This window comes from Pantoea sp. QMID4 (genome assembly GCF_030270445.1).
GTDB classification, from domain to species: Bacteria; Pseudomonadota; Gammaproteobacteria; order Enterobacterales; family Enterobacteriaceae; genus Pantoea; species Pantoea vagans.
Map to the genome: position 1 here is coordinate 1 of NZ_BSXL01000007.1, position 13,025 is coordinate 13,025.

14 protein-coding genes, 2 tRNA genes and 1 rRNA gene are annotated in these 13,025 nt (G+C 55.3%); 9 read left to right on the top strand and 8 right to left on the bottom strand.

The genetic code is table 11. The features are described from left to right. Positions 1-43 precede the first annotated feature (43 nt). Positions 44-159 (top strand): 5S ribosomal RNA (gene rrf / locus QSK07_RS15980). A gap of 87 nt (positions 160-246) precedes the next feature. Next, a tRNA-Asp gene (locus tag QSK07_RS15985) sits at positions 247-323 on the top strand. Positions 324-394: 71 nt separating this feature from the next. Here QSK07_RS15985 and yafC read toward each other — a convergent pair. Continuing rightward, positions 395-1,297 (bottom strand): DNA-binding transcriptional regulator YafC, encoded by a 903-nt coding sequence (gene yafC, locus QSK07_RS15990; protein WP_285720988.1) that lies wholly within the window; start codon positions 1,295-1,297, stop codon positions 395-397. A gap of 262 nt (positions 1,298-1,559) precedes the next feature. On the opposite strand from yafC, the gene QSK07_RS15995 reads away from it, so the two are divergent. Continuing rightward, positions 1,560-2,351 (top strand): endonuclease/exonuclease/phosphatase family protein, encoded by a 792-nt coding sequence (locus QSK07_RS15995; RefSeq protein ID WP_033732016.1) that lies wholly within the window; start codon positions 1,560-1,562, stop codon positions 2,349-2,351. 96 nt (positions 2,352-2,447) lie between these two features. Here the strand turns inward: QSK07_RS15995 and mltD are convergent, their stop codons facing one another. Then, a complete protein-coding gene (mltD, locus tag QSK07_RS16000; RefSeq protein ID WP_285720987.1) occupies positions 2,448-3,824 on the bottom strand; it encodes a murein transglycosylase D in 1,377 nt (458 codons plus the stop codon). Between the two features lie 71 nt (positions 3,825-3,895). Further along, complete coding sequence (gene gloB, locus QSK07_RS16005; RefSeq protein ID WP_285721001.1) at positions 3,896-4,651, bottom strand: hydroxyacylglutathione hydrolase; 756 nt, start codon at positions 4,649-4,651, stop codon at positions 3,896-3,898. Between the two features lie 42 nt (positions 4,652-4,693). On the opposite strand from gloB, the gene QSK07_RS16010 reads away from it, so the two are divergent. Then, positions 4,694-5,431, top strand: coding sequence for a class I SAM-dependent methyltransferase (locus tag QSK07_RS16010; protein WP_285720986.1), 738 nt, complete (start codon positions 4,694-4,696; stop codon positions 5,429-5,431). On the opposite strand, the gene rnhA is transcribed toward QSK07_RS16010, so the two are convergent. After that, the gene (gene rnhA, locus QSK07_RS16015; RefSeq protein WP_275220035.1) at positions 5,413-5,880 is read right to left on the bottom strand and encodes a ribonuclease HI; all 468 of its coding nucleotides are present in this window, start codon (positions 5,878-5,880) and stop codon (positions 5,413-5,415) included. The two genes, QSK07_RS16010 and rnhA, sit on opposite strands and share 19 nt — an antisense overlap. Positions 5,881-5,931: 51 nt before the next feature. On the opposite strand from rnhA, the gene dnaQ reads away from it, so the two are divergent. Next, positions 5,932-6,663 (top strand): DNA polymerase III subunit epsilon, encoded by a 732-nt coding sequence (gene dnaQ, locus QSK07_RS16020; RefSeq protein WP_033731653.1) that lies wholly within the window; start codon positions 5,932-5,934, stop codon positions 6,661-6,663. A 134-nt stretch (positions 6,664-6,797) separates the two neighbouring features. Next, a tRNA-Asp gene (locus tag QSK07_RS16025) sits at positions 6,798-6,874 on the top strand. Between the two features lie 49 nt (positions 6,875-6,923). Here the strand turns inward: QSK07_RS16025 and QSK07_RS16030 are convergent. After that, positions 6,924-8,432, bottom strand: coding sequence for an NCS1 family nucleobase:cation symporter-1 (locus tag QSK07_RS16030; RefSeq protein WP_285720985.1), 1,509 nt, complete (start codon positions 8,430-8,432; stop codon positions 6,924-6,926). A 142-nt stretch (positions 8,433-8,574) separates the two neighbouring features. Between QSK07_RS16030 and QSK07_RS16035 the strand changes: the two genes are divergently transcribed. Genes QSK07_RS16035 through puuE form a run of 3 tightly spaced genes read left to right on the top strand, consistent with a single transcriptional unit; the run spans position 8,575 to position 11,011 of the window. Next, complete coding sequence (locus QSK07_RS16035) at positions 8,575-9,297, top strand: GntR family transcriptional regulator (RefSeq protein WP_285720984.1); 723 nt, start codon at positions 8,575-8,577, stop codon at positions 9,295-9,297. Beyond that, positions 9,294-10,025 (top strand): allantoin racemase, encoded by a 732-nt coding sequence (hpxA, locus tag QSK07_RS16040; protein WP_285720983.1) that lies wholly within the window; start codon positions 9,294-9,296, stop codon positions 10,023-10,025. Before QSK07_RS16035 ends, hpxA begins: the two co-directional genes overlap by 4 nt. A gap of 32 nt (positions 10,026-10,057) precedes the next feature. Beyond that, the gene (puuE, locus tag QSK07_RS16045) at positions 10,058-11,011 is read left to right on the top strand and encodes an allantoinase PuuE (protein ID WP_285720982.1); all 954 of its coding nucleotides are present in this window, start codon (positions 10,058-10,060) and stop codon (positions 11,009-11,011) included. 50 nt (positions 11,012-11,061) lie between these two features. On the opposite strand, the gene hpxZ is transcribed toward puuE, so the two are convergent. The 3 genes from hpxZ to hpxX are packed head-to-tail and all read right to left on the bottom strand — an operon-like array spanning position 11,062 to position 13,018. Next, positions 11,062-11,442: an oxalurate catabolism protein HpxZ gene (gene hpxZ, locus QSK07_RS16050; protein WP_285720981.1), complete on the bottom strand. Its 381-nt coding sequence runs from the start codon at positions 11,440-11,442 to the stop codon at positions 11,062-11,064. Then, positions 11,442-12,839: an AtzE family amidohydrolase gene (locus QSK07_RS16055; RefSeq protein ID WP_285720980.1), complete on the bottom strand. Its 1,398-nt coding sequence runs from the start codon at positions 12,837-12,839 to the stop codon at positions 11,442-11,444. Before QSK07_RS16055 ends, hpxZ begins: the two co-directional genes overlap by 1 nt. Further along, positions 12,836-13,018: an oxalurate catabolism protein HpxX gene (gene hpxX, locus QSK07_RS16060; protein WP_285720979.1), complete on the bottom strand. Its 183-nt coding sequence runs from the start codon at positions 13,016-13,018 to the stop codon at positions 12,836-12,838. The genes QSK07_RS16055 and hpxX overlap by 4 nt, the downstream gene beginning before the upstream one ends. Between the last annotated feature and the right edge of the window lie 7 nt (positions 13,019-13,025).

Here is a 13,025-nt window from a genome sequence, read left to right on the forward strand (position 1 = left end):
GCGGAAGCGGAGCGTAATGCTTCGTTTCGCGCACCAAGATTTGCCTGGCGGCTTTAGCGCGGTGGTCCCACCTGACCCCATGCCGAACTCAGAAGTGAAACGCCGTAGCGCCGATGGTAGTGTGGGGTCTCCCCATGCGAGAGTAGGGAACTGCCAGGCATCAAATTTGTTCCTTTTCCTCTGACAGGGAAAATAACGGGAACAGACGGTTATCAGCCGGTTGCTGATAAGCGTGAAAGAATCGGTGGAGCGGTAGTTCAGTTGGTTAGAATACCTGCCTGTCACGCAGGGGGTCGCGGGTTCGAGCCCCGTCCGTTCCGCCACTTAATTGGAAAGCCCTGACTTAACGGTCAGGGCTTTTTCCATTGCAGCAAATAAGCCAGCCCGAAAGACCTCACGTGCGCCACGGCTGCTCAGCTGTCCACTCACTGAGAAAATCGATAAAAGCCCGTACACGCTGGCTCACACCAGTATCACTGTAGTAGACCGCATTAAAAGGCATCTCGACCGGCAGACGTTGACCGGCCAGTACTTCCACCAGTGTTCCTTCAGCCACCTCACGATCGATCATATAGTCCGACAGACAGGCGATGCCATTGCCGGTAAGACAGAGCTGTTTAATCGTCTCTCCACTATTAGAAGAGATAGCCCAGTCGATGTCATAGAGTTCGCCGCTTTCACGTGCAATGGGCCAGCGATTGAGCCTCGGGGATTCTTCGAAGCCAAGACAGTGATGGTTATCCAGATCGGTCACCTTATGTGGTACACCGTACTCACGGAGATAGGCAGGTGACGCGACAACCTTGCGAAAACTGTTGAACAGCAATCTGGCGCGTAGCGTTGAGTCCGTGAGATTGCCGGCACGAATCGCAATATCCACTTTCCGTTCAATCAGATTGATAAAACTCTCTGAGGAGATCAACGAAAGCGTCACTCCGGGATAGCGCTGGCGAAAGGGCTTAACCATCGGCATCAGCAAATGCAGAATAACCGGTGTCGCGGCATCAACGCGCAGTAGCCCTTTAGGCTCCTGTAAGCTTTCTATCAAATCGCTTTCTGCTGTAGTCATCTCCTGCAAAAAGCGCTGAACATGGCGGAAATAGCGTTCGCCTTCCTGCGTAAGTGCCAGCTGTCGCGTGGTACGGGTCAGCAGAGCTATGCCCAGCTTGTTTTCCAGTTTTTTTATGGTTCTGCTGACGGCAGAGTTAGCCATCTGCAACTGCTCAGCTGCGCGGCTGAAACTTCCACTCTCTACTACACTGACAAACACCATGAGTTCGTCAGAAGATGCCTTCATTTTTCCGCCCTATAGTATTGTAGTTATTTAGCTATTTTATGAACGATTATACTGGCATAACCCGTACAGGCGTCCTCAATGAGGACACCGTTGATGTGGCCTGGTTCTGCCTTGTTTAGCTTAGCGAGCTTAAACTAACTCCTTTATTCTGGAAAAGCGTGATGAATTCTGACATTCACCTGCATCCATTGAAACCCCGGTCTGGAATCCCTATAACAGACAGGTGTTAACTGTATTTTTGAATTATCAGCCAGGCGGGAAAGTGCGCAAAAAAACTTATGCAATGCGATATGTAGCAGGACAACCAGTGGAACAAATCTTTCCACCTGGCGCGATGCTTCATCTCGGCCAGGCACTGCCACCCGGCGCACCGTTGCCCGCGCATCCAAACCTTAAAGTTCTGGTATGGAATATTTTCAAGCAGCAGCGTGCAGACTGGATGTCAGTGCTGGAAGGATTTGGTAAGGATGCGCACCTGGTATTACTACAGGAAGCGCAGACCACACCCGAACTGGTACAATTTGCCACCAGTAATTATCTGGCTGCCGATCAGGTGCCTGCCTTTGTGCTGCCTCAGCATCCCTCTGGCGTGATGACACTTGCTTCTGCCCATCCGGTCTATTGTTGCCCATTACGCGAGCGTGAGCCTCTGCTGAGGCTGTCAAAATCGGCGCTGGTTACGGCGTATCCGCTGCCAGCAGGAGAAATGCTGATGGTGGTTAACATCCATGCGGTTAACTTCAGCCTGGGTGTCGATGTCTACAGTAAACAGCTGGGGCCTATCGGTGAGCAGATTATGCATCATCAGGGACCGGTCATTATGGCAGGGGATTTCAATGCCTGGAGCCGTCAGCGCATCAATGCGCTCTATCGATTTGCACAGCGGATGAAGCTGGAAGAGGTGATGTTTACGGCCGATCACCGCCGCAAAGCGTTTGGTCGCCCGCTGGATTTCGTCTTCTATCGAGACTTGAGAGTCAGTGAGGCATCCGTACTGGTGACGCGCGCTTCCGATCATAATCCGTTACTGGTGGAGTTCAGTTCAGGCGGCTAATCCTGCGCCGGGCCGGGGAAGGATGTTGGTGTGAGGCCTGAATAGCGGCAAATAAATAAAAGAAAAAGGCTGACAAATGTCAGCCTTTTCAACGTATCAGGTATCCGGTGTTGCGTTATTATTCACAAACAGCGTTAAGTTATCGCCGGGTTGAATATCTTTCGCACTGTCCAGCACACTGTTCCAGCGCATCACGTCTTTGATATTGACGCCGTGATGACGGGCAATACTGTCAAGAGAATCACCCTTACGAACACGATAGGTGATGCTGTTGCCGTTATCAGCCAGTCGGATGCCGTTCGAACCGATGGTCAACGTCTGACCTGGTCGGATATCAGCACCGCGCAGGTTGTTTTCCTGTTTCAGTGTCGAGACGCTAACGCCAAGTTTAGCGGCAATACCAGAAAGCGTATCACCTCGTCGCACTTTGTACCCACCGCTCGCGCTGGCTTTCGCAAGCTGCACAGGCTGTACCGCTGCGATGTCACCGGAAGCCAGTGAGTTACGCAGTTTCGCGACGTTCGACTTCGGCACCAAAATGTAGTGCGGGCCGTTTGGCGCTGTTGCACCGCCTTTATAGCCGGTATTGAAGCTCTTCAGTTTCGTGAGCGACATACCCGCCATTTCGGCAGCCTGCGTCAGCTGTATCTGCTGACCCACTTCCACTCGTGCCAGAGCACGACTTTCATTGGGTGTCGGCAGTTTGATACCGTAACGCTTGTTATTTTTGAGCAGTTCACTCAGCGCTAACATTTTAGGCACATACACCGTCGTTTCGCGTGGTAGCGATAAATGCCAGAAGTCAGTCGGCTTACCGCGCGCCTTATTCTGCTTGATCGCTTTGAGCACCCGTCCTTCACCACTGTTATAAGCAGCGATGGTCAGTAACCAGTCACCGTCAAACATGGTGTTAAGACGCTGCATCATATCCAGCGCAACTTTCGTGGATGCGACTACATCACGTCGCCCATCGTAATACTGGTTTTGTTTCAAACCATAGTTTCGACCCGTAGATGCAACAATCTGCCAGATACCAGCGGCATTGGCGGATGAGGTTGCGCGAGGGTCAAAAGCGCTCTCCACTATGGGTAGCAGTACCAGTTCCATCGGCATTTTACGTTTCTGTATCTGCTCGACTATCCAGTACATGTACGGCTCTGCCCGTAATGTTACATCGTGGAGATAGCTCTTATTTTTTAAAAATTTACTTTTTTGTTCGCGGATTGCCGGATTTTCCGGAATCCCCATCTTCAACTCGTCACTAATGAAACTCCAGAGATCTGCGTCTGTTGCGAGGCCAGTTCCATCTTCCTGCCATCGCGGCGACAAAAACGCGTCTCCGTACTTTCCATTTTCACCTTGACCAGCTGAAGACAGGCTCTGTGCATGCTGTTCGGGGATATTGGCATCGTTCCTGGACGCCTGACATCCTACCAGCAAGACTGAGGCGAGTAAGATCGCTTTAGCCTTCATGTGTGTGTCAATAGTTCGCTTAAAAGACGAGCAACTATACGTGACGACTTTTCACAACACAACCCGAAAAATCAAAAAACGTCTTTCTTCTCGCGTAGAACGGCAAATGTCCGCCATACCGGCTCATCAGTAACGTTAACGTTTAATGCCCTTTGCAAATCAATATCTTGCGTACGCAGAAATAAATTTATTGACCGTTCGTGCGCCAGTTTTGTTGGCAGACTAATGCCATTTTCGGCACGTAAGTCCTTAATTTTCTGGTATTCGGCCGTTATTTGCGGGTCTTGGGGCAGAATTGCCGCAGCAAACTTCAGATTGGATAAAGTATATTCATGCGCGCAGCAGACTAAGGTTTCTCCTGGAAGCTGATTAAGCTTTTGAAACGAATGATACATCTGCTCGGGTGTGCCCTCAAAAAGGCGTCCGCAGCCGCCTGAAAAGAGAGTATCACCACAGAAAAGATAAGGTGAGCTGTAATATGAGATATGTCCTAAAGTGTGACCTGGGGTATGGATCACTTCAAAGGTCAGGCCCAGTACGGTGACTTTATCGCCTTCGCTGACTATCGTCCCGGCCCCTTTCGCTTCGGTTTCCTGAGGACCATAAACCTCAAGGTGAGGGAAGTGCTCACATAATGTTATCACGCCGTCCGTATGGTCGTTATGGTGATGAGTCAACAGAATCGCGACTGGCTGCCAGCCGTTTGACGCCATTTTTTCTAACACTGGCTGAGCTTCGCCGGGATCAACGATCAGGCATTTACCCTCATCATCATTCAGCGTCCAGATGTAGTTGTCCTGCAACGCAGGAATACTGGTAAGATTCATCATCACCTCTCGCAGGTCGTAGGAAAAGGAAGAGCGTAAAGCATGAAGCCCGCTAAATCACGCCAGGTTCTGAACGCACCGCTGTCGTGGCGCGATATGCCGTGGGGAGATTATTTCCGCGACGCGCTAACGCAGCAGCTTCAGCCTTACCTCGGAAAGCTTTATGGCTTTCATATGCTTAAGCTTGGCAACCTCAGCGCAGAAATCAACACCGAAAACTGTGCTATTTCGCATCAGGTCAATATGGGCAGTGAAGGCGAGCTGTTACAGGTGCGGGCTGACCCGATGCAATTGCCGTTTGCGTCGAAGTCGATTGATGCCTGTCTGCTGGCCCATACGCTCGCCTGGAGTCAGGATCCTCACCGGGTTTTACGCGAAGTGGACAGGGTGTTGATCGATGATGGCTGGATGATCATCAGCGGTTTTAATCCTTTCAGCCTCCTTGGTGTAAGCAAAATGGTACCGGGATTAACCCGCAAAGCACCGTGGAGCGGACGGATGTTCAGCCAGATGCGATTGCTCGACTGGCTGGGACTACTGAATTATGAGGTGGTCTACCGTACCCGATTTCAGGTGCTGCCATGGCATCAGCAGGGCGGAAAACTGATCAGCGCCCATTTACCGGCGCTGGGCTGTCTGAATATTGTGGTGGCGCGCAAGCGAACCTTCCCGCTGCTGCCGACCCGGGCAAAGAAGAGCATGAGCACCAGCAAGATCCGCCAGACGGTCAACGCCACGCGTCAGTTCCGCAAGGCAGAGGATCAGGACTCGGTTTTATAACCGATATCCTCAAAGGCAGGATTTTCCGCCGCGCTGCGGGCCAGCACGTCGCAGCGTTCATTCTCCGGATGTCCGGCATGCCCTTTAACCCACTCCCACTGAATCTTATGGGTGCTGAGGGCTAGGTCGAGGCGCTGCCAGAGGTCGACATTCTTTACCGGCTTTTTATCGGCGGTTTTCCAGCTACGCTTTTTCCAGTTATGAATCCAGCTGGTAATGCCCTGACGCACATACTGACTGTCGGTGCTGAGCACCACATCGCACGGCTGGGTCAGCGCTTCAAGCGAGACAATCGCCGCCATCAGCTCCATCCGGTTGTTAGTGGTAAGGTAATAGCCCGCGCTGAAGGTTTTCTCATGCTGACCGTAGCGTAAAATCGCCCCGTAACCGCCGGGACCGGGATTTCCAAGACAGGATCCATCGGTGAATATTTCTACCTGTTTGCGCATCTCTGGTAGACTTCCTCTCAAAAGCGCCAAGTCTGACATAAAACGGGTCTTATGAGCACTGCAAATAACCGCCAGATCGTTCTTGATACTGAAACCACCGGCATGAACATGATCGGGGTACATTATGAGGGGCATCGCATCATTGAGATTGGTGCGGTAGAGGTGATTAACCGTCGCCTGACCGGTAACAATTTCCATATGTATCTCAAACCCGATCGGCTGGTCGATCCCGAAGCCTTTGGTGTACATGGCATTGCGGATGAGTTTCTGGCCGACAAGCCCGCGTTCAGCGAAATCGCCGATGAGTTTCTCGACTATATTCGCGGTGCCGAGTTAGTCATTCATAACGCGCCGTTTGATATCGGCTTTATGGATTACGAATTTTCAAAGCTGAACCGTGGCATTGAGAAAACCGAAACCTTCTGCAAAATTACCGACAGCCTGGCACTGGCACGTCGAATGTTTCCCGGCAAGCGTAACAGCCTTGATGCGCTCTGCTCACGTTACGAAATAGATAACACCAAACGAACCCTGCACGGCGCATTGCTCGATGCCGAGATTCTGGCTGAAGTCTTCCTGACCATGACCGGCGGGCAGACCTCACTCTCCTTCTTATCAGAAAGTGAAAGCGCCCGACAGGCTCAGGGAGAGAGCATTCAGCGCATCGTGCGTCCTGCTTCTGCGCTGCGTGTGGTGACGGCCAGCGAAAAGGAAGTGGCGGCCCATGAATCCCGTCTGGATCTGGTGATGAAAAAGGGTGGCAGCTGCCTGTGGCGCGGCTGAAGGGCCTGTTTTTGTGGATAAAATCAACGCCAAGCTGAAAAAAACAGCAAACGATTCATTCACCTGGAAAAAGCGTTGACGCCGTAACGGCCTGCCATTACTATGCGCCTCGTTCCCGACGGGGAACAAAGCGCGGAGCGGTAGTTCAGTTGGTTAGAATACCTGCCTGTCACGCAGGGGGTCGCGGGTTCGAGCCCCGTCCGTTCCGCCAATCTCTTTAAAAAAGCCGATTCAGAAATGAATCGGCTTTTTGCTGTCTGCTATTCAGCGGCGGCTTGCTTCTTCTGCGCCATTCCCTCGCTATGCCAGCGGGCCACATCCTCCGTCTCGCGATCTTCACGGGCGATAAAGCGATAGCAGCCTGCCGCCAGACCGGCACCAATAAACCAGCTAAAGTTCGCCACCTGATGCAGGGAAGGGATAAAGCTAATCACCAGGCAAATCGCTACCGACGGCAGCAGCGCGCCAATCGCTTTGGGGTTAAAGCCACCGCGGTACCAGTAACGGCCTGCTGGCGTATCGTTAAACAGGTCATCAACCGAGATACGTCCACGTTTAATCAGGTAGAAATCGGTCAGCAGAATGCCGAACAGTGGTCCGATGAACGAGCCCAGCACATCCAGCGTGTAGTGAATCAATTCAGGCGACTGGAACAGGTTCCACGGCGTTAACAGCACGGAACCCACGGCGGCGATCATGCCACCGGTGCGGAAGCTGATTTTCTGCGGTGAACAGTTGGAGAAGTCAAAAGCAGGTGAAACGAAGTTCGCCACGATATTGATGCCGATGGTGGCCGTAATCATGGTCAGCAGACCAATCGCTACTGCCAGATCGTTGCCGACCATGCTCACGGTTTCGATGGGATCGGTAATCATCTTGCCAAACAGCGACTGAGTACCTGACACAATAACCACGGTCACCACAGAGAACAGCAGGAAGTTGAACGGCAGGCCCCAGCGGTTGCCGCGACGGATCTCGGACATGTTTTTGCCGTAACGTGAGAAGTCTCCGAAGTTCAGCAATGGACCGGAGAAGTAGGAGACCACCAGCGCCGTGGCCGTAATCATCTGCCACGTCTGCTCACCTGCTGTCAGTGATTTGCTGGCAAGGGTAAAGGAGATCCCATCGAAACCGGTTTTGTATACAATCCAGCCCGCCAGCACCACCATCACCACATAGACGGCCGGCCCAGCGACATCAATAAACCGCTTAATGGCGTTCATGCCGTGCCAGAACACCATCGCCTGCAGTAACCACATCACCCCGAAACAGCACCAGCCCAGCAGCGACAAACCCAGCCAGTGCGGTTCGGTCATCGAGGTCAGCGATGGTGCAAACTTCAGCAGCACCAGCATCAGGGCGTTCGCCGCCAGATAAGTCTGGATGCCATACCACGCGAATGCGATCAGCCCGCGGATCACTGCCGGAATATTGGCGCCAAACACGCCAAACGCCTGACGGCAAATCACCGCATAAGGTACGCCCGCCATCTGGCTCGGTTTCGCCACCAGATTCGCACAGATCTGCACGATGCAGATCCCGGCGAGCAGACAGAGCAGCACCTGCCAGCTGGCTAATCCCAGCGTGAAGAAGCTGGCGGCCACCACATAGCCGCCCATGCTGTGCACATCGGACATCCAGAAGGAAAAAATGTTGTACCACGACCAGTTCTGATCGCGTGTCGGTGCCAGGTCGTCGTTACAGAGCCGTGGGCTGTAACGGGCACTGGCTTCAGAGGCCGTGCTGGCCACCGTTGATTGATTTGGCATGAAACCTGCTCCTTTACCCGAGAGTGAAATGAATAATCTGGTAAAACGGTATTGCAGGATTCAGGCCAGATCTCTTTTTTGTATACAATATTTAATTTTTACGTATACGATAATGGCACACAGCGAGTGACCGGAGCAGGTAATGACGAGTAAAACAGGCCAGCGAGACGCCACCAGGCTGCAGGATAAGGACGAAGGAATTTACCAGGCGTTGATGAACGCCATTGTTGAGCACCAGCTGCCGCCGGGCAGTAAATTGCCGGAAGAGGCCCTTTCCGGGGTCTTTGGTGTGAGCCGCACCGGCATCCGCAAAGTGCTGCAGCGCCTCGCGGCGGTGCAGATGGTGACGCTGACGCCCAAACGTGGTGCGCAGGTGGCGACCCCCGGCGTTGAAGAGGCGCGGGACATCTTTTCCACCCGCAGTTTAATGGAGTGCGCCAATCTGCCTGCGGTACTGGCGCATCTGCAGCCGCCGCATCTGGTGGCGCTGGAGCAGCTCATCGCGCAGGAGAACCAGGCCCTTGCCGATCAGGATGGTCCGGCAGCGATCCGGCTCTCTGCGGCATTTCATATCCAGCTGCAGGCGATCTCCGGCAATCAGGTGCTCACCGGCATGGTGACCAGCCTGACGCAGCGCTCGTCGCTGGTGATTGCGGCTTATGGCGCGCCATGGCAGCGCGGCTGCCGCTGTGACGATCACGCGAATCTGCTGAAGTTACTGCATGCGCGCGCGCTGGAACCGCTGACGCAGGTGCTACAGCATCACTTTGAGCACATCGTTTCCAGCCTGCATTTTGAGCGCAGCGGGGAAACCCTGCCCGATTTCTCCCGACTGTTTGCCGCAGGTTCTGGAGCGGCCTCATGAGCGTGATTCAGGTGATTAACCCCAACACCAGCCTTGCGATGACCGAAACTATCGGCCAGGCCGCCCGTGCGGTCGCTGCACCGGGCACCCAAATTCTGGCGGTCTCACCGTCGCAGGGCGTGCCCTCGATTGAAGGCCACTTTGATGAGGCGATCGCCGCCATCGGCGTGCTGGAGCAGATCAAGCTCGGCAGGGAGCAGGGCGTCAGCGGCCACGTCATTGCCTGCTTTGGCGATCCGGGTCTGCTGGCGGCACGCGAGCTGGCCAGCGGACCGGTGATCGGCATTGCGGAAGCGGCGATGCATACTGCCACGCTGCTGGCGACGCGCTTCTCCGTTGTTACCACGCTGCCGCGCACCCTGGTGATTGCGCGTCATCTGCTGCAGCAGTATGGCTTCACCCATCACTGTGCCGCGTTACACGCCATCGATTTGCCGGTCCTTGCGCTGGAAGATGGCAGCGGTCTGGCACAGGAGAAAGTGCGGGAACGCTGTATTCAGGCGAAACGGGAAGATGGCAGCGGGGCGATTGTGCTGGGCTGCGGCGGAATGGCCACGCTGGCCGCCTCGCTGACCCAGGAGCTGGGCCTGCCGGTGATCGATGGTGTGAGTGCGGCGGTAAAAATGGTCGAGTCGCTGGTGGCACTGGGCTTTGGCACCAGCAAACATGGCGATCTGGCCTGGCCTTTGCAGAAACCGCTCTCAGGTGCGTTTCAGCATCTAAACTAACGGAACTTTCACGATTTAAGACAGGTGGAGTGATGACTGACGCTGCAGAGAAGAAAGAGTACAGCTTTAACAAAAACTATCCGCGCGATTTAATCGGTTATGGCGCTAATCCGCCGCACGCCGCCTGGCCCAACAACGCCCGTGTGGCGGTGCAGTTTGTTCTGAACTATGAAGAGGGCGCAGAAAACAGCGTGCTGCACGGCGATGCGGGCTCAGAGCAGTTCCTCTCCGACATTATCGGTGCAGCGAGCTATGCCGATCGGCATATGTCGATGGAGTCGCTGTATGAGTATGGCTCCCGCGCCGGATTCTGGCGCATTCACAATGAGTTTCAGAAGCGCGGTCTGCCGCTAACCGTCTTTGGTGTGGCGATGGCGCTGGCGCGTCACCCGGAAGTCGTCGAGGCGATTAAACAGGCGGACTACGATGTGGTCAGCCACGGCTGGCGCTGGATCCACTATCAGGGCATGGATGCAAAAACCGAACGTCAGCATATGCAGCAGGCGGTTGATGTGCTGGTGGATCTGTTTGGTAAAGCGCCGACCGGCTGGTACACCGGCCGCGACAGCCCGAACACCCGTCGGCTGGTGGTAGAGCAGGGCGGTTTCAGCTACGACAGTGACTACTACGGCGACGATCTGCCGTTCTGGACCCAGGTTACCTGTCAGGATGGCACGGTGAAACCGCACCTGATTATTCCTTACACCCTGGAGTGCAACGACATGCGCTTCGCCTCGCCGCAGGGGTTTAACACCGCCGAGCAGTTCTTCACCTATCTGCGGGACACCTTCGATGTGCTGTATGAAGAGGGGGAAACCGCGCCGAAGATGATGTCGATCGGCATGCATTGCCGTCTGCTGGGACGTCCGGGCAAATTCCGCGCGCTGCAGAACTTCCTCGATCACATTCAGCAGCACGATGACGTCTGGATTTGTACCCGTCAGCAGATCGCTGAGCACTGGATCACCACGCACCCGGCTCAGTAAGCCGGGTCCGGCGCTTGCCCCGTACTGATCGGGCGACGCGCCGGAGGCCGTCAGCTCATCAGACTAACCTGTGCCGCCACGATGCACCAGCCGTGGGGCATGCGCACCCAGGTCTGCTGCTGGCGGCCAGTTTTATCGCTGCCGGTGCGGGTAAATTCGGTGCTACAGACCGCATAATCCTCGCCAAAAGTGGTAATCACGGTGTTGCGCAGCGTCCGGTCCAGCCCGGCTGACGGACGCGCGGCACGGAAGGCCCGGATCTCATCAATGCCATACAGATTCTCACCCGCGCCGAGGCGCACGGTTCGCGGGTCGTGCCAGAACAGCGTATCCAGTTCGTCCACATCATTGCTGACCAGCGCCTGCTCGTAGCGATAAAACTGTGCCGTCACCTCGGTGAGCACATGCGGTAAATTAATCTCTGTTTTCATCAGGCTCCTGCCATAGTAATTTGCGGCATAGTGATGCCACGTTGTTCCAGTGACCAGGCGGCACGTAACACCGCCTCTTCATTAAACGGACGGGCGATAAGCTGTAAGCCAATTGGCAGACCGCTCCGGGTCGCCAGCGGCACGGTACAGACCGGCAATCCCAGGAAGGAAATCGGCTGCGTCAGCATTCCCATGCTCGCTTTAGCAGGCAGGGATTCACCCTGAATCGACAGCGTCTGCTGGCCAATCGTGATCGCGCTGCAGGGGGTTGCCGGGGCGATCAGCACATCGAACCGATCAAACAGCGGTAACACCTGCTGCTGGAAATGACGACGGAAACGCTGCGCCTGCACATACCAGGCGCCGGGCATCATGGCACCGGCCAGCAGACGCTCGCGTGAGTTCGGTTCAAACTGCGCCGGCATCTGGCGCAGGGCGGGCAGATAGTGATTGCCGCCTTCTGCAGCAGTCATGATAAACGCCGCCGAGCGGGCCAGCTCCGCCTCCGGCATCAGCACCTCTTCCTGTGCATCCAGCGCGGCCGCGACCACCGCGACGGCAGCGCGCGCGTCATCATCGCACCAGCGGGCAAAAAAACCGCCCAGCACGCCGCAGCGTAAGCCTTCTCTACCCTGTGACAGCCCCGGCAGTGTCGCGGCCAGCGGACGATCGGCCTGAAACGCATCGGCACAATCTGCGCCCTGTAGCAGGTCATAAACCAGCGCCAGGTCTTCAACCCGCCGGGCCAGCGGCCCGATGTGGTCAAGGCTGGCGACAAACGGATGACTGCCGCTGCGTGACAGACGGCCAAAGGTGGGCTTAAGACCAAAAATACCGCACAGCGACGCGGGCACCCGAATCGAACCGTTGGTATCGGTGCCAAGCGAAAAGTGAACCAGCCCGGCGGCTACCGCGGCGGCCGAACCGCCTGACGAGCCGCCCGCCACGCGGCTGAAATCGCGTGGATTGTGGGTCGCACCATAGTAGCTGTTTTCAGTAGTAAAACCGTAGGCGTAGGCATCCATGTTCAGCATGCCCGACAGCAGCGCGCCAGCATGACGCAGTTTATCAACGGCAAACGCATCTGCCTGTGCCACAGGGCGATCGCGGAACAGGCTGGCACCGGCCAGGGTACTGTGACCCGCCACATCAAACAGATTTTTCACCGCATAAGGAATGCCCGCCAGCAGTGGCAGCGTTTCGCCGCGCTGTCGCTGTGCATCAATGGCGCTGGCCTCTTTTAACATGCGCGGCCCGGTGATTTCCGTCCAGGCATTCAGCGCCGGATTGTGCTGCTCAACCGCCTGCAGCGTGTGCTTTGCCACCTCCAGCGCGCTGATCTCACCCTGCTGAATCGCCCGTTGCAGCGTCTGAATTGAAACATCACCTAATCTCATGCCTGATATACTCCTGCCACTTCCAGCCGGTCATCCAGCGGAAACGCCATCAGCGGCGCAGCCATCTCCGCAATGCGTGAAAGCTGGATCAGCAGCTCAGCGCGGCGGCCCTCATCCAGTTCCAGTTGCAGGATCTGCTCCATATGGCCGATGTAGCTGGCCCAATCTTGTTGATTCATGATTCGC

Bases quoted from the DNA above. Each gene is read 5' to 3' on its own strand.
- hpxZ (WP_285720981.1), bottom strand. From the start codon at position 11,442: ATGAAAACAGAGATTAATTTACCGCATGTGCTCACCGAGGTGACGGCA.
- gloB (WP_285721001.1), bottom strand. From the start codon at position 4,651: ATGAATCTTACCAGTATTCCTGCGTTGCAGGACAACTACATCTGGACG.
- QSK07_RS16030 (WP_285720985.1), bottom strand. From the start codon at position 8,432: ATGCCAAATCAATCAACGGTGGCCAGCACGGCCTCTGAAGCCAGTGCC.
- yafC (WP_285720988.1), bottom strand. From the start codon at position 1,297: ATGAAGGCATCTTCTGACGAACTCATGGTGTTTGTCAGTGTAGTAGAG.
- dnaQ (WP_033731653.1), top strand. From the start codon at position 5,932: ATGAGCACTGCAAATAACCGCCAGATCGTTCTTGATACTGAAACCACC.
- hpxX (WP_285720979.1), bottom strand. From the start codon at position 13,018: ATGAATCAACAAGATTGGGCCAGCTACATCGGCCATATGGAGCAGATC.
- rnhA (WP_275220035.1), bottom strand. From the start codon at position 5,880: ATGCGCAAACAGGTAGAAATATTCACCGATGGATCCTGTCTTGGAAAT.
- QSK07_RS16055 (WP_285720980.1), bottom strand. From the start codon at position 12,839: ATGAGATTAGGTGATGTTTCAATTCAGACGCTGCAACGGGCGATTCAG.
- QSK07_RS16010 (WP_285720986.1), top strand. From the start codon at position 4,694: ATGAAGCCCGCTAAATCACGCCAGGTTCTGAACGCACCGCTGTCGTGG.
- hpxA (WP_285720983.1), top strand. From the start codon at position 9,294: ATGAGCGTGATTCAGGTGATTAACCCCAACACCAGCCTTGCGATGACC.
- puuE (WP_285720982.1), top strand. From the start codon at position 10,058: ATGACTGACGCTGCAGAGAAGAAAGAGTACAGCTTTAACAAAAACTAT.
- QSK07_RS16035 (WP_285720984.1), top strand. From the start codon at position 8,575: ATGACGAGTAAAACAGGCCAGCGAGACGCCACCAGGCTGCAGGATAAG.
- mltD (WP_285720987.1), bottom strand. From the start codon at position 3,824: ATGAAGGCTAAAGCGATCTTACTCGCCTCAGTCTTGCTGGTAGGATGT.